The sequence below is a fragment of the Streptomyces sp. NPDC020422 genome (assembly GCF_044386705.1).
Taxonomy (GTDB): Bacteria; Actinomycetota; Actinomycetes; order Streptomycetales; family Streptomycetaceae; genus Streptomyces.
In genome coordinates, this window is the sequence record NZ_JBIRVJ010000004.1 from 461,237 (window position 1) to 481,341 (window position 20,105).

16 protein-coding genes are annotated in these 20,105 nt (G+C 72.9%); 13 read left to right on the top strand and 3 right to left on the bottom strand.

Translation table 11 applies throughout. From position 1 onward, the window contains the following. Positions 1-16 precede the first annotated feature (16 nt). Both clpB and ACH414_RS12960 read left to right on the top strand, forming a co-directional pair. Positions 17-2,605, top strand: a complete 2,589-nt coding sequence (gene clpB / locus ACH414_RS12955) for an ATP-dependent chaperone ClpB (protein ID WP_382539517.1) — start codon at positions 17-19, stop codon at positions 2,603-2,605. Positions 2,606-2,728: 123 nt separating this feature from the next. Continuing rightward, positions 2,729-3,256: a YbjN domain-containing protein gene (locus tag ACH414_RS12960; RefSeq protein ID WP_382539520.1), complete on the top strand. Its 528-nt coding sequence runs from the start codon at positions 2,729-2,731 to the stop codon at positions 3,254-3,256. A 21-nt stretch (positions 3,257-3,277) separates the two neighbouring features. On the opposite strand, the gene ACH414_RS12965 is transcribed toward ACH414_RS12960, so the two are convergent. The 3 genes from ACH414_RS12965 to ACH414_RS12975 form a co-directional block, all read right to left on the bottom strand. Further along, positions 3,278-4,405 (bottom strand): hypothetical protein, encoded by a 1,128-nt coding sequence (locus ACH414_RS12965; RefSeq protein WP_382539524.1) that lies wholly within the window; start codon positions 4,403-4,405, stop codon positions 3,278-3,280. Between the two features lie 148 nt (positions 4,406-4,553). Next, entirely contained in the window at positions 4,554-6,350 is a 1,797-nt protein-coding gene (locus tag ACH414_RS12970) for an NlpC/P60 family protein (RefSeq protein ID WP_398941785.1), read from the bottom strand. Between the two features lie 74 nt (positions 6,351-6,424). Beyond that, positions 6,425-7,609, bottom strand: coding sequence for a pyridoxal phosphate-dependent aminotransferase (locus tag ACH414_RS12975; RefSeq protein WP_386563577.1), 1,185 nt, complete (start codon positions 7,607-7,609; stop codon positions 6,425-6,427). Between the two features lie 123 nt (positions 7,610-7,732). Between ACH414_RS12975 and ACH414_RS12980 the strand changes: the two genes are divergently transcribed. The 11 genes from ACH414_RS12980 (at position 7,733) to ACH414_RS13030 (ending at position 20,070) form a co-directional block, all read left to right on the top strand. Continuing rightward, positions 7,733-7,957 carry a hypothetical protein gene (locus tag ACH414_RS12980; RefSeq protein WP_386563579.1) on the top strand — a complete coding sequence of 75 codons (225 nt, stop codon included), beginning with the start codon at positions 7,733-7,735 and terminating at the stop codon, positions 7,955-7,957. Between the two features lie 322 nt (positions 7,958-8,279). After that, positions 8,280-8,798: a DUF2617 family protein gene (locus ACH414_RS12985; protein WP_382547169.1), complete on the top strand. Its 519-nt coding sequence runs from the start codon at positions 8,280-8,282 to the stop codon at positions 8,796-8,798. A gap of 75 nt (positions 8,799-8,873) precedes the next feature. Continuing rightward, entirely contained in the window at positions 8,874-10,640 is a 1,767-nt protein-coding gene (locus ACH414_RS12990) for a polyamine aminopropyltransferase (RefSeq protein WP_398941787.1), read from the top strand. A gap of 66 nt (positions 10,641-10,706) precedes the next feature. Next, positions 10,707-11,498, top strand: a complete 792-nt coding sequence (locus tag ACH414_RS12995) for an SRPBCC family protein (RefSeq protein WP_382547163.1) — start codon at positions 10,707-10,709, stop codon at positions 11,496-11,498. Between the two features lie 32 nt (positions 11,499-11,530). Further along, positions 11,531-12,322 carry an aldose 1-epimerase gene (locus ACH414_RS13000; protein WP_382547160.1) on the top strand — a complete coding sequence of 264 codons (792 nt, stop codon included), beginning with the start codon at positions 11,531-11,533 and terminating at the stop codon, positions 12,320-12,322. 24 nt (positions 12,323-12,346) lie between these two features. Further along, positions 12,347-12,886, top strand: a complete 540-nt coding sequence (gene pyrE, locus ACH414_RS13005) for an orotate phosphoribosyltransferase (protein ID WP_382547157.1) — start codon at positions 12,347-12,349, stop codon at positions 12,884-12,886. Between the two features lie 222 nt (positions 12,887-13,108). After that, positions 13,109-14,131 carry a class II fructose-bisphosphate aldolase gene (fbaA, locus tag ACH414_RS13010; RefSeq protein WP_382547154.1) on the top strand — a complete coding sequence of 341 codons (1,023 nt, stop codon included), beginning with the start codon at positions 13,109-13,111 and terminating at the stop codon, positions 14,129-14,131. Between the two features lie 90 nt (positions 14,132-14,221). After that, complete coding sequence (locus tag ACH414_RS13015) at positions 14,222-15,379, top strand: MalY/PatB family protein (protein WP_398941791.1); 1,158 nt, start codon at positions 14,222-14,224, stop codon at positions 15,377-15,379. A 149-nt stretch (positions 15,380-15,528) separates the two neighbouring features. Beyond that, positions 15,529-17,784, top strand: coding sequence for an Ig-like domain repeat protein (locus ACH414_RS13020; protein ID WP_386563591.1), 2,256 nt, complete (start codon positions 15,529-15,531; stop codon positions 17,782-17,784). A 70-nt stretch (positions 17,785-17,854) separates the two neighbouring features. Then, positions 17,855-19,327 (top strand): MFS transporter, encoded by a 1,473-nt coding sequence (locus ACH414_RS13025; RefSeq protein ID WP_386563594.1) that lies wholly within the window; start codon positions 17,855-17,857, stop codon positions 19,325-19,327. Between the two features lie 329 nt (positions 19,328-19,656). After that, positions 19,657-20,070 carry a DUF3151 domain-containing protein gene (locus tag ACH414_RS13030; protein WP_382547142.1) on the top strand — a complete coding sequence of 138 codons (414 nt, stop codon included), beginning with the start codon at positions 19,657-19,659 and terminating at the stop codon, positions 20,068-20,070. Positions 20,071-20,105 lie beyond the last annotated feature (35 nt).

Genomic DNA, 20,105 nt, shown 5'->3' on the forward strand with positions numbered 1-20,105 from the left:
GGAGGAGACACCGCCCGTGGACGCCGAACTGACCAACAGGAGCCGGGACGCGCTGAACGCGGCGAGCAGCCGCGCCGTGTCCCAGGGGCACGCCGACCTCACCCCCGTGCATCTGCTGCTGGCCCTGCTGGCAGGCACGGACAACGAGAACCTCACCGACCTGCTCGCCGCCGTCGACGCCGACCAGGCCGCCGTGCGCTCCGGAGCGGAGCGGCTGCTCGCCGCCCTGCCCAGCGTCACCGGCTCCACGGTCGCGCCCCCGCAGCCCAACCGCGAGCTGCTCGCGGTCATCGCCGACGCCGCCGAGCGCGCCAAGAAGCTCGGCGACGACTTCATCTCCACCGAACACCTGCTCATCGCCACCGCCGCCAAGGGCGGCCGGGCCGGCGAGCTCCTCGACGGCCAGGGCGCCACCGCCGCGCGGCTCCAGGACGCCTTCGAGAAGAGCCGGGGCACCCGCCGGGTGACCACCGCCGATCCGGAGGGCTCGTACAAGGCCCTGGAGAAGTTCGGCACCGACTTCACCGCCGCCGCCCGCGAGGGCAAGCTCGACCCGGTCATCGGCCGCGACCACGAGATCCGCCGTGTGGTGCAGGTGCTGTCCCGCCGCACCAAGAACAACCCGGTCCTCATCGGCGAGCCCGGCGTCGGCAAGACCGCCGTCGTCGAGGGCCTCGCCCAGCGGATCGTGAAGGGCGACGTGCCCGAGTCGCTGCGCGGCAAGCGCCTGGTCTCGCTCGACCTCGGCGCGATGGTCGCCGGCGCGAAGTACCGCGGCGAGTTCGAGGAGCGGCTGAAGACCGTCCTCTCCGAGATCAAGGAGAGCGACGGCCAGATCATCACCTTCATCGACGAGCTGCACACCGTCGTCGGCGCGGGCGCCGGCGGCGACTCCGCCATGGACGCCGGCAACATGCTGAAGCCGATGCTGGCCCGCGGCGAACTGCGCATGGTCGGCGCCACCACCCTCGACGAGTACCGCGAGCGGATCGAGAAGGACCCCGCCCTGGAGCGCCGCTTCCAGCAGGTCCTGGTCGCCGAGCCCAGCGTCGAGGACACCGTCGCCATCCTGCGCGGACTCAAGGGCCGCTACGAGGCCCACCACAAGGTGCAGATCAACGACTCCGCCCTGGTGGCCGCCGCGACCCTCTCCGACCGGTACATCACCTCCCGCTTCCTGCCCGACAAGGCCATCGACCTCGTCGACGAGGCCGCCAGCCGGCTCCGCATGGAGATCGACTCCTCGCCCGTCGAGATCGACGAGCTCCAGCGCTCCGTCGACCGGCTCAAGATGGAGGAGCTCGCCCTCTCCAAGGAGACCGACGCGGCCAGCCTCCAGCGCCTGGAGAAGCTGCGGCGCGACCTCGCCGACCGCGAGGAGGAGCTGCGCGGGCTCACCGCGCGCTGGGAGAAGGAGAAGCAGTCCCTCAACCGGGTCGGCGAACTGAAGGAGCGCCTCGACGAGCTGCGCGGCCGGGCCGAGCGCGCCCAGCGCGACGGCGACTTCGACACCGCCTCCAAGCTGCTGTACGGGGAGATCCCCGCCCTGGAGCGCGAGCTGGCCGAGGCGACCGAGGCGGAGCAGGAGGCCGCCAAGGACACCATGGTCAAGGAGGAGGTCGGCCCCGACGACATCGCCGACGTCGTCGGCTCCTGGACGGGCATCCCCGCAGGACGCCTCCTGGAGGGCGAGACGCAGAAGCTGCTGCGCATGGAGGCCGAGCTCGGCCGGCGCCTGATCGGCCAGACCGAGGCCGTCCGGGCCGTCTCCGACGCCGTGCGCCGCACCCGCGCCGGCATCGCCGACCCCGACCGGCCCACCGGCTCCTTCCTCTTCCTCGGCCCCACCGGCGTCGGCAAGACCGAGCTGGCGAAGGCCCTCGCCGACTTCCTCTTCGACGACGAGCGGGCCATGGTCCGCATCGACATGTCGGAGTACGGCGAGAAGCACTCCGTCGCCCGTCTCGTCGGCGCGCCCCCCGGCTACGTCGGCTACGAGGAGGGCGGCCAGCTCACCGAGGCGGTGCGCCGCCGCCCGTACAGCGTGGTCCTGCTGGACGAGGTCGAGAAGGCCCACCCGGAGGTCTTCGACGTCCTGCTCCAGGTCCTCGACGACGGGCGCCTCACCGACGGCCAGGGCCGCACGGTCGACTTCCGCAACACGATCCTGATCCTCACCTCGAACCTCGGCAGCCAGTACCTGATGGACCCGCTGAGCAGCGAGATCGAGAAGCGGGAGCAGGTCCTGGAGGTCGTGCGGGCCAGCTTCAAGCCCGAGTTCCTGAACCGGCTCGACGAGATCGTGGTCTTCTCCGCCCTGGCGGGCGACGAGCTGGCCCGGATCGCCCAGCTCCAGATCGACCGCCTGGCCCGCCGTCTCGCCGACCGTCGGCTCACCCTGGAGGTCACCCCCGAGGCCCTCGCCTGGCTCGCCCAGGAGGGCAACGACCCGGCGTACGGCGCCCGCCCGCTGCGCCGGCTGATCCAGTCGGCCATCGGGGACCGGCTCGCGAAGGAGATCCTGGCGGGCGAGGTGCGCGACGGCGACACCGTCCGGGTGGACCGGGTCGAGGACGGCCTGATCGTGGGCCGGGCCACCGCCTGACCCGGCCCGGGCCGGGTCCCTCGGCGGCGCGGATCAGCTTGCAGCGGATCCGCGCCGTGGGGGCTTGCCACCGACCGGCCGCCATGAGGGAGGATGGCCGCATCCGTACGAAGGGAAATCCCGGTGAGCATCGACCCGTCCTCGATTCCGAATTTCGGGGGACAGCCCCAGCCTCAGGCCGCAGGACCGGCGGGCCCCGTCGTTCCCGACCAGGACCTGGTGAAGCAGCTCCTCGACCAGATGGAGCTCAAGTACGTCGTCGACGACGAGGGTGACCTCGCGGCGCCGTGGGAGGAATTCCGCACGTACTTCATGTTCCGCGGCGAGGACGACCAGCAGGTCTTCTCCGTCCGCACGTTCTACGACCGTCCGCACGCCGCGGACGACCGCGCCAAGGTCCTCGACGCCATCGACGACTGGAACCGGCGCACCCTGTGGCCCAAGGTCTACACCCACCTGCACGAGGAGGAGGACGGCTCCGCCACCCTCCGTCTCATCGGTGAGGCCCAGATGCTGATCGGCGTCGGCGTGTCGCTGGAGCACTTCGTGTCCTCCACCGTCAGCTGGGTCCGCGCGTCGATCGAGTTCGACAAGTGGATCGTCGAGCAGTTCGGTCTGGAGACCCCGGAGGACAAGGAGTCCGGCGAGTAGTCCGCCGCTCCCCGCCGCCTCCTACAGCGGCATGTGTGCGAGCGTGAGCACGTACACCCCGTAGCAGAACGAGAGCCCGGCCAGGCCCGCGACCACCAGGATCGCGGCGCGTGGCCGGGCTCTCGTCAGTGCCCGGGCCACGGGCAGCAGGAGGGGGAAGGCCGGCAGCAGGAAGCGCGGCTTCGACTCGAAGAAGCCCGAACCGCCGACGGTGATCAGGACCAGCACGCCCGTGTAGACGAGCACCGGCAGCGGCGGGCGCTCCACCAGGACGAGCAGGGCGAGGAGCAGCACGCCCGCCGCGGTGATCACCAGGGCCATCGAGAGGTTGAACCGGGTCGGCCCGGCCAGCATGTCCCGTACGAAGCGCAGCGCGCCCCGCCCGAAGTCGAAGCGGGAGGTCCAGCCGTCCTGGACGGCGAAGTAGCCGCCGAGCGGATCGCCCCGCCGGGCCCCCACCCACAGCACGTACGCCAGCCAGCCGGCGGGCGCCAGCGCCGCCCCCGCCCAGGGCCGCCACCCGGCCCGGCCGCGCCTGCGCCACAGCTCGACGGCGACGGCGGTGAGGACCGCGGCGGCGACGGCCACCCCGTTGGGCCGGGAGAGCCCGGCGAGCGCGGCGAGCGCCCCGGCGAGCAGCCAGCGGTGGGTGAGCAGCGCGTACAGCGACCAGGCCGCGAAGGCGGTCATCAGGGGTTCGGTGTACGCCATGGTCAGCACGACGGAGTGGGGCAGCAGCCCCCACAGCAGCACGAGGACGACGGCGGCCGGACGGCCCGCGAGCCGTTCGCCGACCAGGTAGATCCCCCAGGCCGCCGCCCCGGCCGCCAGCCAGGACACCAGGAGCCCGGCCGTGCCGTACGCGACCGGCAGCACGGTCGCGACGGCCCGGACGAGCCCCGGGTAGAGCGGGAAGAACGCCAGGTCGGACTGGGCGGCCCCGTCCGGCCAGTACAGGGTGCGGCCGTAGCCGTGCGCGGCGATCCGGGTGTACCAGTCCGAGTCCCAGGACTTCGCGAGCAGCGCCCGCGGCGACCGCCCCACGTGCCGGGCCCACAGCGCGAGCACCAGCGCCCCGGTGAGCCGCGCCGCTGCGAACAGCCCGAGCGCGGGCGCCGCCCGGCGCAGCGGCCCCCACGCGCGGGCCACGGGCCGGTCGGTCGGGCCCGCGGCGTGGGACGCCGGGCGGTCGAGGGTCTCGGCGGACAGGGGGCACCTCCGTGCGCGCGGCGGATCCGGTCATTCCCGACAAGTCGGTTTACCGGATGAACGCGGCGGCACGGAGGGGGCGCGCGGGTCAGAAGCGGCGGATCACCCGGAGCGTGTTGGTGTAGAGGTCGCCCTTCTTCACCAGGTTGTGGTTCGCGTCGTACGTGTTCAGCTCTCCGTCGAGGATCGACTTGCCCCCGAGGTCGGAGAGGGTCGGCCCGTTCGGCGTCTTGCGGCTGGAGACGAAACGGCGGTGTCCGTTCAGGTCGAGGCCCATGTAGATGCCGATGTGCCCGCCCGCGTCGGACGTCTCGTCGGTGTCGAAGAAGACGGCGTCGCCGATGCGCAGGCCGTCGAGCGGCGGGATGGTGCCGACCCCGCCGTCGGCGATCTTCACTCCGGGACCGCTGGACGCCTGGTCCTTCGACTTGCGGGGCAGGTTGCCGTTCACGAAGTCCTTTTCGAGGACCATCGGGATGCCCATGTGGTAGCCGTAGACCATCCGGACGAAGCCCGAGCAGTCGAGGTAGCGGCCTTCCTGCTCCAGCGTCCCGACCTCCCCGTTGGGGAAGGGCCAGTTGTCGATCCCCATGTACTCGTGAAAGTCGGGACCGACGTTGCGCAGCCCGGTCACCGGGTCCGCCGCGCTGTACCCGGACTCGCCGAGCACCTGCGCGCCGCCCCGGGCGGGGTCCGTGATCGCCGGGGCGAAGGCGCGGAACATGGAGGAGTACGTGAGGACGTCGGGCGAGGTGTCGCCCGCCCAGGCGCGGATCTGCTGCTCCACGGCAGGCGCCCAGCTGCCGGCGAAGGGCTCCGGGAGGACCCGTACCCAGGTGTCGTGGGTGACGACCGGCGGGTCGGGCCAGACCGCCTTCTCGATGCGGAACTCGTCGACCCGGGCCGACGCGGTCGCGGTGGTGCCCTGGGAGGCGAGTCCCCGGACGCCGACGGCGCCCTTCGGGAAGAGCTTGAGCGGGTCCTTCTCCAGGTCGTAGAAGGTGTGCGTCCAGGTCTCCGGCTCGGTCGCACCGGTGCCGTCCTTCCACGCGCGGGCACGCAGCAGGTTGCCGGTCTTCTCCACCCGGACCCACCACCGCTCGCCGGCCGTGTAGCCGGAGGCGAGCGTGACGGCCGAGCTCAGCGTCGTCGACTCGTCCAGCAGCTCCTTCTCGAGGACGAACTGGACGTCTCCCGCGGGGGTGAGGATCAGGCGGGCGCGGTAGTGGTTGTTGACGTTCTCGGCGGCGACGACGAGGCCGAGCGAGACGGCCGCGCCCGTGGGCCGCTTCTCGAAGGAGAACCGGGCACGGACGGAGACGTCGCCGATGGCGTAGTCGGAGAGCAGGGAGTAGCGGCTCTTGCCCGCGTCGGCGACGGCGAACTTGATGACGCCCTGGCCGTTCTCGACGACGTAGGCGGAGTCGGCGCCGTTGTGGTGCGTCCACGTTCCGCCACCGGGCGACATGCCCCAGCCGCCGGTGGGCGGGGTGCGGTTGAAGGCGTCGACGACCGGCTTCTTCTGTTCCGTGAACCAACGCTTCGGCCCGCGCAGCGTCACCGTCTTCGCGCCGGTGGTGAGCGTGGCGAGCACCCCCCTGTCGTCCTTGACCTCCAGTCCACCCGGGATCGCGCGGGTGGTCAGCGGGCCGGCCGTCGGCGGGGCGAAGTGCCAGGCGTCGGTCGGGTCCATCTGTATCGGAAGCCGCGGGTCGAGCCCGGCGGGCAGCGCGGACGGCGTCGACGGCAGCGTGTCCGTCGGAGTGGACGTCGTCGCGGCGACCGCCGGGGTCGCCGCGGCCAGCGGCAGGGCGCCGCTCGCCGCGACTCCGGCGAAGGCGAGCAGAGCGGATCTGCGGCTGGGTGAGAACTTCGGTGCGGACATGCGCGGGTACCCCCCATGGTGATGGCGCGATGATCTTCCGATCAGGTGAGGGGGACCCTACCCGCGCCGCCCGTTCAGCCGCTCGCCAGCCTCTTCAGTCGGTCCACCGCCTCCTGGAGCACGTCGACGCGCTTGCAGAACGCGAACCGGACGAAGGGCGCGCCCTCCTCGCGGTGGTCGTAGAAGACCGCGTTGGGGATGGCGACGACGCCCGCGCGTTCGGGCAGCGCGCGGCAGAAGGCGAAGCCGTCCCTCTCGCCGAGGGGGCGGATGTCGGTGGTGACGAAGTAGGTGCCGGCCGGGCGGTGGACGCCGAAGCCCGCGGCGGCGAGGCCCTCGCTCAGCAGGTCCCGCTTGGCCTGGAGTTCGGCGCGCAGGCCGTCGGTGAAGGCGTCGGGCAGCCGCAGCGCCTCGGCGACCGCGTACTGGAAGGGTCCGGAGGAGACGTAGGTCAGGAACTGCTTGGCGGAGCGGACCGCGCCCGTCAGTTCGGGGCCGGCGGTGACCCAGCCGACCTTCCAGCCGGTGAAGGAGTACGTCTTGCCGGCCGAGCCGATGGTGACGGTGCGCTCCCGCATGCCGGGCAGCGAGGCGATCGGGACGTGCTCCGCGCCGTCGAAGACCAGGTGCTCGTACACCTCGTCGGTGACGACGAGCAGGTCCCGCTCCTGGGCGAGCTCGGCGACCGCGGTCAGCTCGGCGCGGCTGAGGACGGTGCCGGTGGGGTTGTGCGGGGTGTTGAGGAGGATCAGCCGGGTCCGGTCGGTGACCGCGGCCCGCAGCTCGTCCAGGTCGAGGGCGAAGGCCCCGTCGTGCGGCCGCAGGGTGACCGGCACCCGGGTGCCGCCGGCCATCGCGATGCAGGCGGCGTACGAGTCGTAGTACGGCTCCAGGGCGATGACCTCGTCGCCCGGCTCGACCAGGGCGAGCAGCGCGGCGGCGATCGCCTCGGTCGCCCCGGCGGTGACCAGGACCTCGCTGTCGGGGTCGTACTCCAGGCCGTAGCGCCGCCGCTGGTGCTCGGCGATCGCGGTGCGCAGCTCCGGGACGCCGGGGCCCGGTGGGTACTGGTTGCCGCGGCCCTCGCGCAGGGCCCGGACGGCGGCCTCGCGGATCTCCTCGGGGCCGTCGGTGTCGGGGAAGCCCTGCCCCAGGTTGATCGCACCGGTGCGGGTGGCGAGCGCGGACATCTCGGCGAAGATCGTCGTACCGAACTCCGCGAGCCTGCGGTTGAGCAGCGGTCGTGTCATGCCCGTCATCCTCGGGGGAAGCTCTGGACTTGCTCAAGTGCGCTTTGGGCGCGTTCCGGGCCGGGAATCCCCGTCGCACGACGACACTCGTCGCCACACGCCGACGACACGGCACGTACCTACGGGGGAGAAATGGAAGTTTTCCTGATCGTGGTCTTCGCGATCGTGGTGATCGCCTTCAGCTCGGCGGTCTCCGGCTCGGGCCGCAACCGCCGCCGTCGGCGCCGCCGCGGTGGCTGGTCGGGCGGCGGCGCCGACGGCGGCGGCTGCGGGTCCTCGTCCTGCGGCTCGTCCTCCTCGTGCGGTTCCTCGTGCGGCGGAGGCGGCTGCGGCGGCGGTGGCGGCGGAGGCGACTGACACGGGGCAGTCGGCTCCGCGGAGCCCGGGGTGCCCGGCGGCGCGCAACGGCCGCCGGGCACGCTTCCGTTGGGGTTTGTGGGAACCACGCGAACGATTCCGACTGAACAGTTGAACCGTGGGGCCCCCGAGGGGATGGAAACCACGCCAAGTTGGGTAAAAACGCTGTGTCCTGTCCGCGGTTCATGATTCCCTCGCTGTTGAGAACATCCAGCCCTCGGACCGTGTGTGGACCCGAGCCGGCGATCCCCACTCCCGGTCGGAGCCTCTTCGCCGGGACGCCCCCGGCCCACCCGTCAAACCGTGTTTGCGGAGCCGACCCATGCTCACGACCCTGAAGACCTCCTACACCGACACCCGCGCGGCCGACCTGGCCTGGGCGCTGGGGCGCGACCCGCTGCCCGCCCTCGCGGTGCTCGACCTCGAACTAGCCGGTGCCAAGCTCCAGTTGCGGCTGCTCGGCGCCTCCCACCAGGTGCTCCTCGAGGAGGAGGGCCGCAACTGCTCGGAGACCGTCGCCTGTATGCCCGGCAGCAGTACGCCGCTGCCGCTGGGCGTGTCCAAGCGGGTGGGCGAGTGGGAGTACGAGTTCGCGGCGCGCGTCGAGACCCTGACGCAGGGCTCGTTCGCGGGCCGCGCACAGGAGTTGCTCGCGCTCGTCGCCGACCACCCCCACGGCCTCGCGGGGACCTTCCCCGGCTCGCCGCACGCCTTCACGGCCATGCTCGCGCAGCGGACCGAGGGCCAGGTGCGCTGGCGCACCTGGCACGCGTACCCGCAGGAAGGGCAGTTGGTGGTGACCAGAACCCAGATCGGCGCGCGTATGCCTGCCACGCTCTGATGCGCCTCCCCTTCGCCCCAGGTGCACTCGTGTGGGTGACAGGGCGCGATAGGCGTGTGACGTAGCGTTACGCGCATGATCGACCCGACCCTGACCGCGCCCCCGCCACCCAAGCGGGCGGTGCGGTTGCCGCCGGAGGGGCCGGGCGGGGTGCGGTACCCGGTGCTCGCGGTGGTGTTCGTCTGCGCTGCCTGCGGTCTCGTGTACGAGCTGGAACTGGTCGCGCTCGCCTCGTACTTGATCGGCGACTCGGTCACCCAGGCGTCCGTGGTGCTGTCCGTCATGGTCTTCGCGATGGGCGTCGGCTCGCTGCTCGCCAAGCGGCTGCGCTGCCGCCCCGCGGTCGGCTTCGGCCTGGTCGAGTGCGGACTCGCGCTGATCGGCGGCTGCTCGGCGATGGTGCTGTACGCGGCCTTCGCCTGGCTCGGCGAGGCGCGCTACGTCCTGGTGGCCTTCTCGCTGGCCATCGGGGTGCTCGTCGGCGCGGAGATCCCGCTCCTGATGTCCCTGATCCAGCGCGCGGAGTCGAAGCGCGGCGGGCGGCGAGAGCAGGACGCGGCCGGGACGGTGGCCGACCTGTTCGCCGCCGACTACGTCGGCGCGCTCGTCGGCGGCCTCGCCTTCCCGTTCCTGCTGCTGCCCTGGCTCGGGCAGCTCACGGGCGCGCTCGTCACCGGCGCGGTCAACGCGGTGGCGGGCGGCGGCCTGGTGCTCTGGCTGTTCCGCCGGGACCTGGCGGCCCGCTCCCGGCTGCTGCTCGTCGGCGTCAACGTCGCCGTCCTCGCGGTCCTGGCCACCGCCACCGTCCTGGCCGAGGACTTCGAGGCGGCGGCCCGCCGGGCCGTCTACGGCGCCGACGTACGGGTCGCCGTCCGCACCTCGCTCCAGGAGGTGGTGGTGACCGGCGGGCGGGGCGGCCCGCCCGACCTGTTCCTCGACGGCCGGCTGCGGGTCGGCGGCCGGGACGAGTACCGCTACCACGAGGCCCTGGTGCACCCCGCGATGAACGGGCGCCGCGCCCGGGTGCTGATCCTCGGCGGCGGCGACGGCCTCGCCGCCCGCGAGGTGCTGCGCTACCCCGATGTGCGGGCGGTCACCGTCGTCGAGCTCGACCCCGGGGTGGTCCGTCTGGCCCGCACCGACCCCGGTCTCGCCGCGCTCAACGGGCAGGCGTTCCGCGACCCGCGCGTCACCGTCGCCTACGGCGACGCCTTCCGCTGGCTGCGCGAGTCGCGGCCCGTGCAGGAACGGTACGACGTGGTGATCTGCGACCTGCCCGACCCCGGCCTCACCGCCGGCGCCAAGCTCTACTCGGAGGAGTTCTACGGGCTCGTCGCCGGCGCCCTCGCCGACGGCGGCCGGCTGGTCGTGCACGCCGGCTCGGCGACCGCCCGCCCCCGTACGTACTGGACGGTCGACGCCACCCTGCGCGCCGCCGGCTTCGCGACCCGCCCGTACGGCGCGGGCGGGAGCGAGCACGCCGGCACCGATTCGGGCTCCGGTTCCGGCACCGATTCCGGCACCGGTTCCGGGACCGGCTCCGGCTCCGGCTCCCGCCCTGGCTCCGGCCCGAGCTCCCTCGCCGGCTCCGGCCACGTCGCCGGCTCCGTCGCCGGCTCCGGCTCCGGTCCCGGCCGGCGCGTCGACGCGCCCGGGCAGTGGAGCTTCCTCCTCGCCGCGCCGGCCCCCCGGCGGCCCGCCCTCGCCCTCGCGCCGACCGTGCCCCGGCTGCGCTCGCTCACCTCGCGCTCGCTGGCCTCGGCGGGGGCCCGCACCGAGCGTACCCGCGGCGGGGCGGAGGCCGGGCTGCCGCCGTCGACCCTCGTGCACCCGCGCTACTGAGCGCCTCCGCCCCGGTGGGACGCAAACAGGCGACGGGCGGGCCGGGCCTGAGTAGGCTCGGCTCCCATGGAGCATGAGGTGTTCGTCCCGGTCCCGGCCGAGGTCCTGCGCGCCACGCTGACGGACCCCGCCCGGGTGGCGCGCTGCGTCCCCGGGCTCCAGCAGGACGCCGAAACGGAGGCGGGCCCGCTCGCGGGCCGGCTGAAGCTCCGGGTGGGCGCCCACACCATCACCTACCGCGGGGAGCTGCGGCTCACCGAGCGGAACGGGAACTTCGCCGTCGAGGGCGAGGGCAGCGAGGTCCGCGGCAAGGGCTCGGCCGCGCTCACCCTCACCGTCGCCCTCACCCCGGTGGCCGAGGGCACCACGCTCACCTTCACCGGCGCGGTGGAGGCCACGGGCCGGCTCGCCGAGGCCGACCCGGAGGCCCGCGGAGCGGCCGGCACCCGGCTGCTCGACCGGTTCGCGGAGGCGCTGGCGGCCGTCGCCGACGTCGAGGCGGAGATGGCCGTCGAGGCGGAGGCCGACAGCGACGACGACGGTGTGGACGACGGGGTGGAGGAGCCCGCCGCCTCCTTCGACCTCGGGGTCCCGCCGGCCGGGGAGCCGGAGGAGTTCGACCGGCTCGACGACCTGGGCCCCGTCCCGCCCGCCGCCGAGGCCGCGCACGCCCGCCGGACGATGATCGGGCGCAGCGCGGAGGAGGTCGACCACGCCCCGCCCCGCGGCCGGTACGCCCCCGTCCCGGCACCGCAGAGCTCCAGCGCCACCGCGACCCTGCGCTGGATCGCCCCGGCCGCCGCCCTGGCCATCGCCTCCGCGGTCGTCGTCGGCCGGGCCCTGCGGCGGCGCCGCTGACGCCGCGTCGGCACAGGCCATAAAGTCGGAGCGTGAGCACTCTGACGCGACTGACGGCCGGCGACGCCGAGTTGACCATCGACCCCGAGCACGGCTGCCGTATCGAAAGCCTGCGCATCGGCGGCACCGAACTCCTGCTCCAGGGCGCGCGGTACGGGTCCTTCGTGATGGCGCCCTGGGCGGGCCGCACCGGGAACGGACGCTTCCGCAACGGCGGCACCGTCCACCAGCTCCCCGTCAGCGAGCACTCGGCCCCGCACGCCCTGCACGGCACGGTCCGCGATGTGGCGTGGAAGACCGCCGAGGTCACGGAGACCACCGCGGCCTTCACCACCGATCTGGCCGAGCCCTGGCCGTACCCGGGCCGGGTCACCCAGACCTTCGAGCTGACCGAGGACGCGCTCACACTCCAGCTCGGCATCGAGACGCTGGGCGCCTCCTTCCCCGCGCAGGCCGGCTGGCACCCCTGGTTCCACCGCAACCTCGGCGGCCAGGACGTGGAGATCGACTTCAACCCCGGCTGGCAGGAGGAGCGCGGCGCCGACCACCTCCCCACCGGGCGCCGCATCGCGCCGACCCCGCGCCCGTGGGACGACTGCTTCGGCATGCCCGACGGCGTCGACGTCACCCTCACCTGGCCGGGGCAGCTGGAACTGCGCCTCACCAGCAGGGCCGAGTGGGTCGTGATCTACGACGAGCCGGCGGACGCGGTCTGCGTCGAGCCGCAGTCCGGCCCCCCGAACGGCCTCAACACCCACCCGCGGCTGGTCACCCCGATCGACCCGCTGGAGGTCGCGACCACCTGGGCCTGGCGTCGCCTCTAGGCGCGCGCCCTTAAGCTCGGAGGCATGACTGACGTACGTGCTGAGCTGCTCCAGCAGATCAAGGACAAGGCCGTGGTGCACGGCAAGGTGACCCTCTCCTCGGGTCGTGAGGCCGACTACTACATCGACCTGCGCCGGATCACCCTGGACGGCGAGGCCGCGCCGCTGGTCGGTCAGGTGATGCTCGACCTCACCAAGGACCTGGACTTCGACTGCGTGGGCGGTCTGACGCTGGGCGCCGACCCGGTCGCGACCTCGATGCTGCACGCCTCGGCCGCGCGTGGTGCGCGCCTGGACGCGTTCGTCGTGCGCAAGGCGCAGAAGGCCCACGGCATGCAGCGCCGGATCGAGGGCACCGACGTCAAGGGCCGTCGCTGCCTGGTGGTGGAGGACACCTCCACCACGGGCGGCTCGCCGCTCACCGCCGTCGAGGCGGTGCGTGAGGCGGGTGGCGAGGTCGTCGCCGTCGCGACCATCGTCGACCGCGGCGCGGCCGACGCGATCGCCGAGGCGGGGCTGCCGTACCTCACCGGCTACCAGCTCGGGGATCTCGGACTGGCGTAACCGCCGTCAAGTCGTGACTTAGGTCCCGGGACCCCGCACGATACGGTCCTGACCTGCGGTTTTATCCAGCGGCGGGGTGTTTCACGTGAAACACCCCGCCGCTCGGTGCGTACGGCCCGTGGGAGCCCGGACGGGAGTCTGGAAAGATGGGCAGCGACGATGACGTCGCCCCCAGGTCAGGGACAGCAACGCACACACCCGCACATCACAAGGAGCGGACGAATGCCCATCGCAACCCCCGAGGTCTACAACGAGATGCTCGACCGGGCGAAGGCAGGCAAGTTCGCCTACCCGGCCATCAACGTCACCTCGTCCCAGACCCTCCACGCCGCTCTGCGCGGCTTCGCGGAGGCCGAGAGCGACGGCATCATCCAGATCTCGACCGGTGGCGCCGAGTTCCTGGGCGGCCAGTACAACAAGGACATGGTCACGGGCGCCGTCGCCCTGGCCGAGTTCGCGCACATCGTCGCCGCGAAGTACGACATCACGGTCGCGCTGCACACCGACCACTGCCCGAAGGACAAGCTGGACGGCTACGTCCGTCCGCTGCTCGACATCTCCGCCGAGCGCGTCAAGGCCGGTCGCGACCCGCTCTTCCAGTCGCACATGTGGGACGGCTCCGCCGAGACCCTCGCCGACAACCTGGCCATCGGCCAGGAGCTGCTGGCCAAGGCCGTCGCCGCCAAGATCATCCTCGAGGTCGAGATCACCCCGACCGGTGGCGAGGAGGACGGCGTCAGCCACGAGATCAACGACGAGCTGTACACCACCGTCGACGACGCCATCCGCACCGCCGAGGCCCTCGGCCTGGGCGAGAAGGGCCGCTACCTGCTGGCCGCCTCCTTCGGCAACGTCCACGGCGTCTACAAGCCGGGCAACGTCGTGCTCCGTCCCGAGCTGCTCAAGGACCTGCAGGCGGGCGTCGCCGAGAAGTTCGGCAAGGCCTCCCCGTTCGACTTCGTCTTCCACGGCGGCTCCGGCTCCACCGCCGAGGAGATCGCCACCGCGCTCGAGAACGGCGTGGTCAAGATGAACCTCGACACCGACACCCAGTACGCCTTCACCCGCCCGGTCGTGGACCACATGTTCCGCAACTACGACGGCGTCCTGAAGGTCGACGGCGAGGTCGGCAAGAAGTCCACCTACGACCCGCGCACCTGGGGCAAGCTCGCCGAGGCCGGCATGGCCGCGCGCGTCGGCGAGGCCTGTGTCGCGCTGCGCTCGGCCGGCACCAAGCTGAAGTAAGCGCTGTTGTACGACGGGCCCGGCGCCACGAGAGTGGAGCCGGGCCCGTCGGCGTGTCCGAAGGCCGGAAGGCCGAGGAGGAGGAGCGAGATGTTCGACTTCGACCGGGAGATAGACCGGCGGGGCACCTGGTCCGTGCAGTGGGACGGCATAGCCGACCGCTTCGGCGTCTCCGACCTGCTGCCCTTCACCATCTCCGACATGGACTTCGCCTCCCCGCCGGCGGTCCTCGACGCCCTGCGGGATCGTGTGGCCCACGGCGTCTTCGGCTACACCGACTGGCGGCTCGGGGAGTTCCGGGAGGCCGTACGGGACTGGTACGCGGACCGGTACGCGACCGCCGTCGACCCCGAGGCGATGGTCTACGCCCCCTCCGTCCTCAGCCAGCTCTCCCAGCTGCTGCGGATGTGGACCGAGCCAGGGGACGGGATCGTCGTCCACACCCCCACCTACGACGGCTTCCGCAAGGCCGTCACCGGCCTCGGCCGCGAGCTGCGCGGGGTGCCGCTCGACGACCCCGAGGCCCTGGAGCGCGAGCTGGCCCGGCCGGACAGCCGGATGCTGCTGCTCTGCTCCCCGCACAACCCGACCGGCCGGGTGTGGCGGGAGGACGAGCTCAAGGAGTTCGCGCGCCTCGCCGAGCGGTACGGCGCCGCCGTCGTGAGCGACGAGATCCACGCGGACCTGACCGCCCAGGGGCACCGCCACGTGCCGTGGGCGGCCGTCGCGGAGCCGGGGCGCGGCCACCGCTGGGCGATGGTCACCTCCGGGACCAAGGCCTTCAACTTCCCCGCGCTCTCCGGCTCCTACGGCTTCCTCGGCGACCCGGACGAGCGGGTCGCGTTCGTGCGCCGCATGGAGACCGGCGAGGGCCTCGCCTCCCCGGCGGTGCTCTCCCTCACCGCCCACATCGCCGCCTACCGGCACGGCGCGCCCTGGCTGGACGCGCTGCGGGGCTATGTCGCGGACACCATGAGCCTGGTCCAGGACCGGCTCGCGGGCGGCCTCCCGGAGGTCTCCTGGTCGCCGCCCCAGGCCGGCTACCTCGCCTGGATCGACCTGCGCCCGCTGGGCATCGACGAGTCCGCGCTCCAGGAGGAGCTGGTGACCGCCGAGCGCGTCGCGATCATGCCGGGCGGGGTCTACGGCACCCCCGGCTTCGTCCGGCTCAACGTCGGCTGCCCGCGCGCCAAGGCGGAGCGGGGCGTGGACGCGCTGGTCAGGGCGGCGGCGCGGCTGCGGGCCTGAGGTGACGACCCTGCCGATTTGTCGACTCCCGCTGAAGTTGATCCCTTAACGGATACCGGGAGGCGCGCTGTCGTGGGCGTGATCTAGGCTGCGCATCACCGCGCCCCGTTTCTGGGGGCCGGAGGCCATTTTTGGGGGGTCTCTTCATCGTGCGTAAGCGCACTCTCTCGGCCGCGACAGCGCTCGCGGTCCTCTTCAGCTCCGCGGCACTGCTCGCGGGTACGGCGGGCTCGGCTGCTGCGGACAGCAGCGTCGCCCTGCCGGTGTCGTCCGTGGGCGACATGGTGGTGGACGGTGTCCACCAGAAGATCTTCATCAGCGACCCGGCGAACGGCAAGCTGGTCGTCACCGACTACGCGGGCACCGTCCTGACGACCCTGGCGGACCTGCCGGGCGTCCGGGGCCTGGAGATCTCCGCCGACTCGTCGCGCGTCTACGCGGCCGTGGCCGGCAAGGGCGAGATCGCCTCGATCAGCACCGAGACGCCGACCGACGCGGTCGCCTACGACCTCGGTGACGCCGTGAACCCGGCGAACCTCGCGATCGCCGGCGGCAAGATCTGGTTCGGCTACGGCCAGGCCGCCGCCGGCAACCTCGGTTCCCTGGACCTCTCGGGCGAGACGCCGCAGGTGGCGCTCGCGCAGGCGCCCGACGGGACCTTCCACCTGGCGCCCGTGCTCGGCTCGGACCCGGCCGCGCCGAGCGTGCTGGCCGCCGGCACCCCGGGCGGCTCGACCGTCGTGGTCTTCGACGTGTCGACGGGTACGCCCACGGTCAAGGCCAACCGGCCCAATGTCGGCAACAGCCTGCGCGAGCTCGACGTCACGCCCGACGGCACCCAGGTCATCACGGCCAGCGGGTACCCGTACTACCACGCGGTGCTCTCCACCACGGACCTGTCCGAGGTGAAGCGCTACGACAGCGCGAACTACCCGAACGCCGTGGCCATCGCGGCCGACGGTACGGTCGCGGCCGGCACCGAGTCGTCCTACGACAAGGACGTCCGCGTCTTCCGTCCGAACAACTCGACGTCGGTCCACGACTACGAGACGGGGACGAACGTCCTCCCCGGCGCGCTTGCCTGGGCGCCGGACGGCAAGCTGTTCGCGGTGTCCCAGGGCTCCTACGGCACGGCCCGCCTGAACGTCTTCGACGAGGCGACCAAGGCCGGCTCCACGCTCACCGTGACGGCCCCGGCCAGCACGGTCGTGCTCAAGCCGTTCACCGTCACCGGCAAGCTCACGTCGCCCGTGGCGCTGCCGGCCGGTGCGTCGGTCGAGGTGAGCCGCGTCGACGCCGCCAACCCGGACGGCACGGCCCTCGGCACCCAAACGCTGGGCGCCAACGGCGAGTTCTCCTTCGCGGACACGCCGAACGCCGTCGGCACCTTCACCTACAAGGTGACGTACGCGGGCGACGCCGAGCACGCCTCCGCCACCGGCACCGCCGTGGTCCGGGCCGCCCAGGCCACGTCGACGCTGCTCGTCAAGGCGCCGTCGACCGCCCCGGTGCTCAAGCCGCTCACCGTCTCCGGCAGCCTCACCTCCAGCGAGGCGCTGCCGGCCGGCACGCCGGTCGCGGTGACCCGCTTCGACGTCGAGAACCCCTCGGGCAAGTCCCTCGGGAACAAGACGATCGGTGCGACCGGCGCGTTCTCCTTCGCCGACACCCCGACCGCCGCCGGCAACGTCACGTACAAGGTGACGTACGCGGGCGACACCCAGCGCGCGTCGGCGACCGGCAGCGCTCTGGTCAAGGTCTCCCACAACAAGACCGCGATCTCGATCGACCGCAACCGCAGCACCTTCAACTACGGCACCACCGTCACGTACACGGCCACCCTCGGCCCGACGTACAAGAACCGTGTCGTGGAGATCTGGGCGGACCCGTGGGGCGTCGAGCCCAAGCGGCTGCTCAAGCGGGGCACCGTCAACGCGCAGGGCAAGCTCTCCGCGTCGATGTGGATGGCCCGCGACACCACGGTGTCCGCGGTCTTCGCCGGTGACGCGCGCTACGGCTGGGCCGAGGCCAAGTCGGGCGTGTACACCCGCGCCGGTGTGACGACCTCGCTCTCGCGCCACTACAAGTGGACGAAGATCGGCACCACGAACTACCAGACGTACCACACGTACGACTACGCGCTGGTGACCACCTGGCACAACGCGTACCCGAACCGCAGCACCCAGCTGGACGTCCAGATGTACTACGGCGGCGCCTGGCGTGACCTCGGGCCGGAGTACTTCCTGCTCGACCGGTACGGCAAGTCGTACGTGCGCTTCGACGGTGACCCGGCCCTGGCCGGCTACAAGTTCCGGATCCGCTCGGCGTACATCGACGGCGCCTCCGGCGACAACGTGAACAGCACGGTCTACGGCCCGTGGAAGTACTTCAACTTCACGCGCTGACCGCCGGCGACCGAGAGCCCCGTCCACCCTCCGGTGGGCGGGGCTCCCGCGTTCGCGGGACCATGCAGACATGGAGATCCGGCTCGCCTCGGGGACCGGGCGGTGGATCGTGTTCACCACCGTCCTCGGCTCGGGCATGGCCCTGCTCGACTCGACCGTCGTCAACGTCGCCCTGCCGCACATCGGCGCGGACCTGGGCGCCGACCTGGCCGACCTGCAGTGGACCGTCAACGCCTACATGCTGACCCTCGCCGGTCTCATCCTGCTCGGGGGCGCCCTCGGCGACCGTTACGGGCGGCGGCGGGTCTTCGTCATCGGCGTGGTCTGGTTCGCGGCCGCCTCGCTGCTGTGCGGGCTCGCCCCGAACGCGGGCATCCTCGTCGCCGCCCGCGCCCTCCAGGGCATCGGCGGCGCGCTGCTCACGCCCGGCTCGCTGGCGCTGATCCAGGCGAGCTTCCACGAGGACGACCGGGCCCGGGCGGTCGGCCTGTGGTCCGGCTTCGGCGGGGTCGGGGCCGCGGTCGGCCCGTTCGTGGGCGGCTGGCTGGTGGACGGACCCGGCTGGCGCTGGGTCTTCCTGCTGAACGTGCCGCTCGCCCTGGTCTGCGTGCCGGTCGCGCTGCGCCATGTGCCGGAGTCCCGCGACGAGACGGCGCACGGGCGCTTCGACGTGCTCGGCGCGGCCCTGGGCGCCTCGGCGCTCGCCCTGGTGACGTACGCGCTGATCGCCCAGGTGTGGTGGGGCGGCGCCGCGGGGGCGGTGCTCGGCGCGGCCTTCGTGGCGGTGGAGCGGCGGCGGGGCGAGGCCGCGATGGTGCCGCCCTCGGTGTTCCGTTTCCGGCTCTTCACGGCCGTCAACCTGGTGACGCTGTGCGTGTACGGGGCCTTCGGCGGCTTCTTCTTCCTGGCCGCGCTCCAGCTCCAGGTGGTGTCGGGCTACTCGGCGCTCGCCGCCGGTACGGCCATGCTGCCGACGACGGTCCTGATGCTGCTGGGCTCGGCGAAGTCGGGCGAGCTCGGCGAGCGGACCGGGCCGCGGCTGCCGCTCACCGTGGGGCCGCTGCTGTGCGCGGCGGGGATGCTGCTGATGCTGCGGGTCGGGGAGGACGTCTCGTACGTGACGGACGTGCTGCCCGCGATGCTGGTGCTCGGGCTCGGCATGACCACCCTCGTCGCCCCGCTGACGGCGACGGTCCTCGCCTCCGTGCCGGTGAGCCGGGCGGGCCTGGCGAGCGGCATCAACAACGCGGCGGCCCGGGCCGCGGGGCTGCTCGCGGTGGCGGCGCTGCCCGCGCTGACGGGGATGGGCCCGGAGGCGTACCGCTCGGCGGAGGAGTTCGGGGACACCTTTCGCAAGGCGATGCCGCTGTGCGCCGGGCTGCTGGTGGCGGGCGCGGTCCTGGCCTGGGCGATCGTGCGGCCCCCGCCGCCGCTGAAGTGCCACCCGGAGTGCCGCTGGTTCTGCGGGGTGGGCTCCCCACCCCTGGACCCCGGCCGTACCCCGACCGCCCACCCGCGGCGGCCACCGGGTGACGCCGCCTGAGCGCAGCCGGGGTGGATGCCCGATGGCGCTGCTTGACCGGCAGGGGCGGCCGGCGGGTGACGTCGGACGGCCGGCCGCCGGTGCCGATGCTCGACCGGCCGGGATGGCCGTCGGGCGACGCTGCCTGGCGGCCGGGGCCACTGCGGTGTGAAGTCGGCTGGCCGGCCGGGGCCACCGCCGCGTGAAGTCGGCCGACCGGTCGGGGCCACTGCCGCGCTGTGTCGGCCGACCGCCCGGGGCCAGCCCGGTGACGCTGACTGGTCGGTCAGGGCGGCACCGGGTGACGCCGCCTGATCGGCTCGGGGTGCTCCTGAGGCAGACTGGGGCGCATGGCCATCCACGAGAACCTGCTGGGGGGACCGGCCCCCACCCACCTGCCCGACGACCCGGAGCCGCGTGAGCTGCTCGCGGGCGGGACCGCGCCGGCGGACGTCGCCGCGAAGTACCCGACCTCCTCGCTCGCCTGGGCCCAGCTCGCCGACGACGCCTACGAGCGCGGCAACGTCATCGAGTCGTACGCCTACGCCCGTACCGGCTACCACCGCGGTCTCGACGCGCTGCGCCGCAACGGCTGGAAGGGCCACGGCCCGGTGCCGTGGGAGCACGAGCCGAACCGCGGCTTCCTGCGCGCCCTGCACGCCCTGGCCCGCGCGGCCGGCGAGATCGGCGAGAAGGACGAGTACGAGCGCTGCACCACCTTCCTGCGCGACTCCTCCCAGACCGCCGCGGACACGCTCGGCTGACACGTTCCGTCGTCGTCCGGAGACCCCCTGTCCCC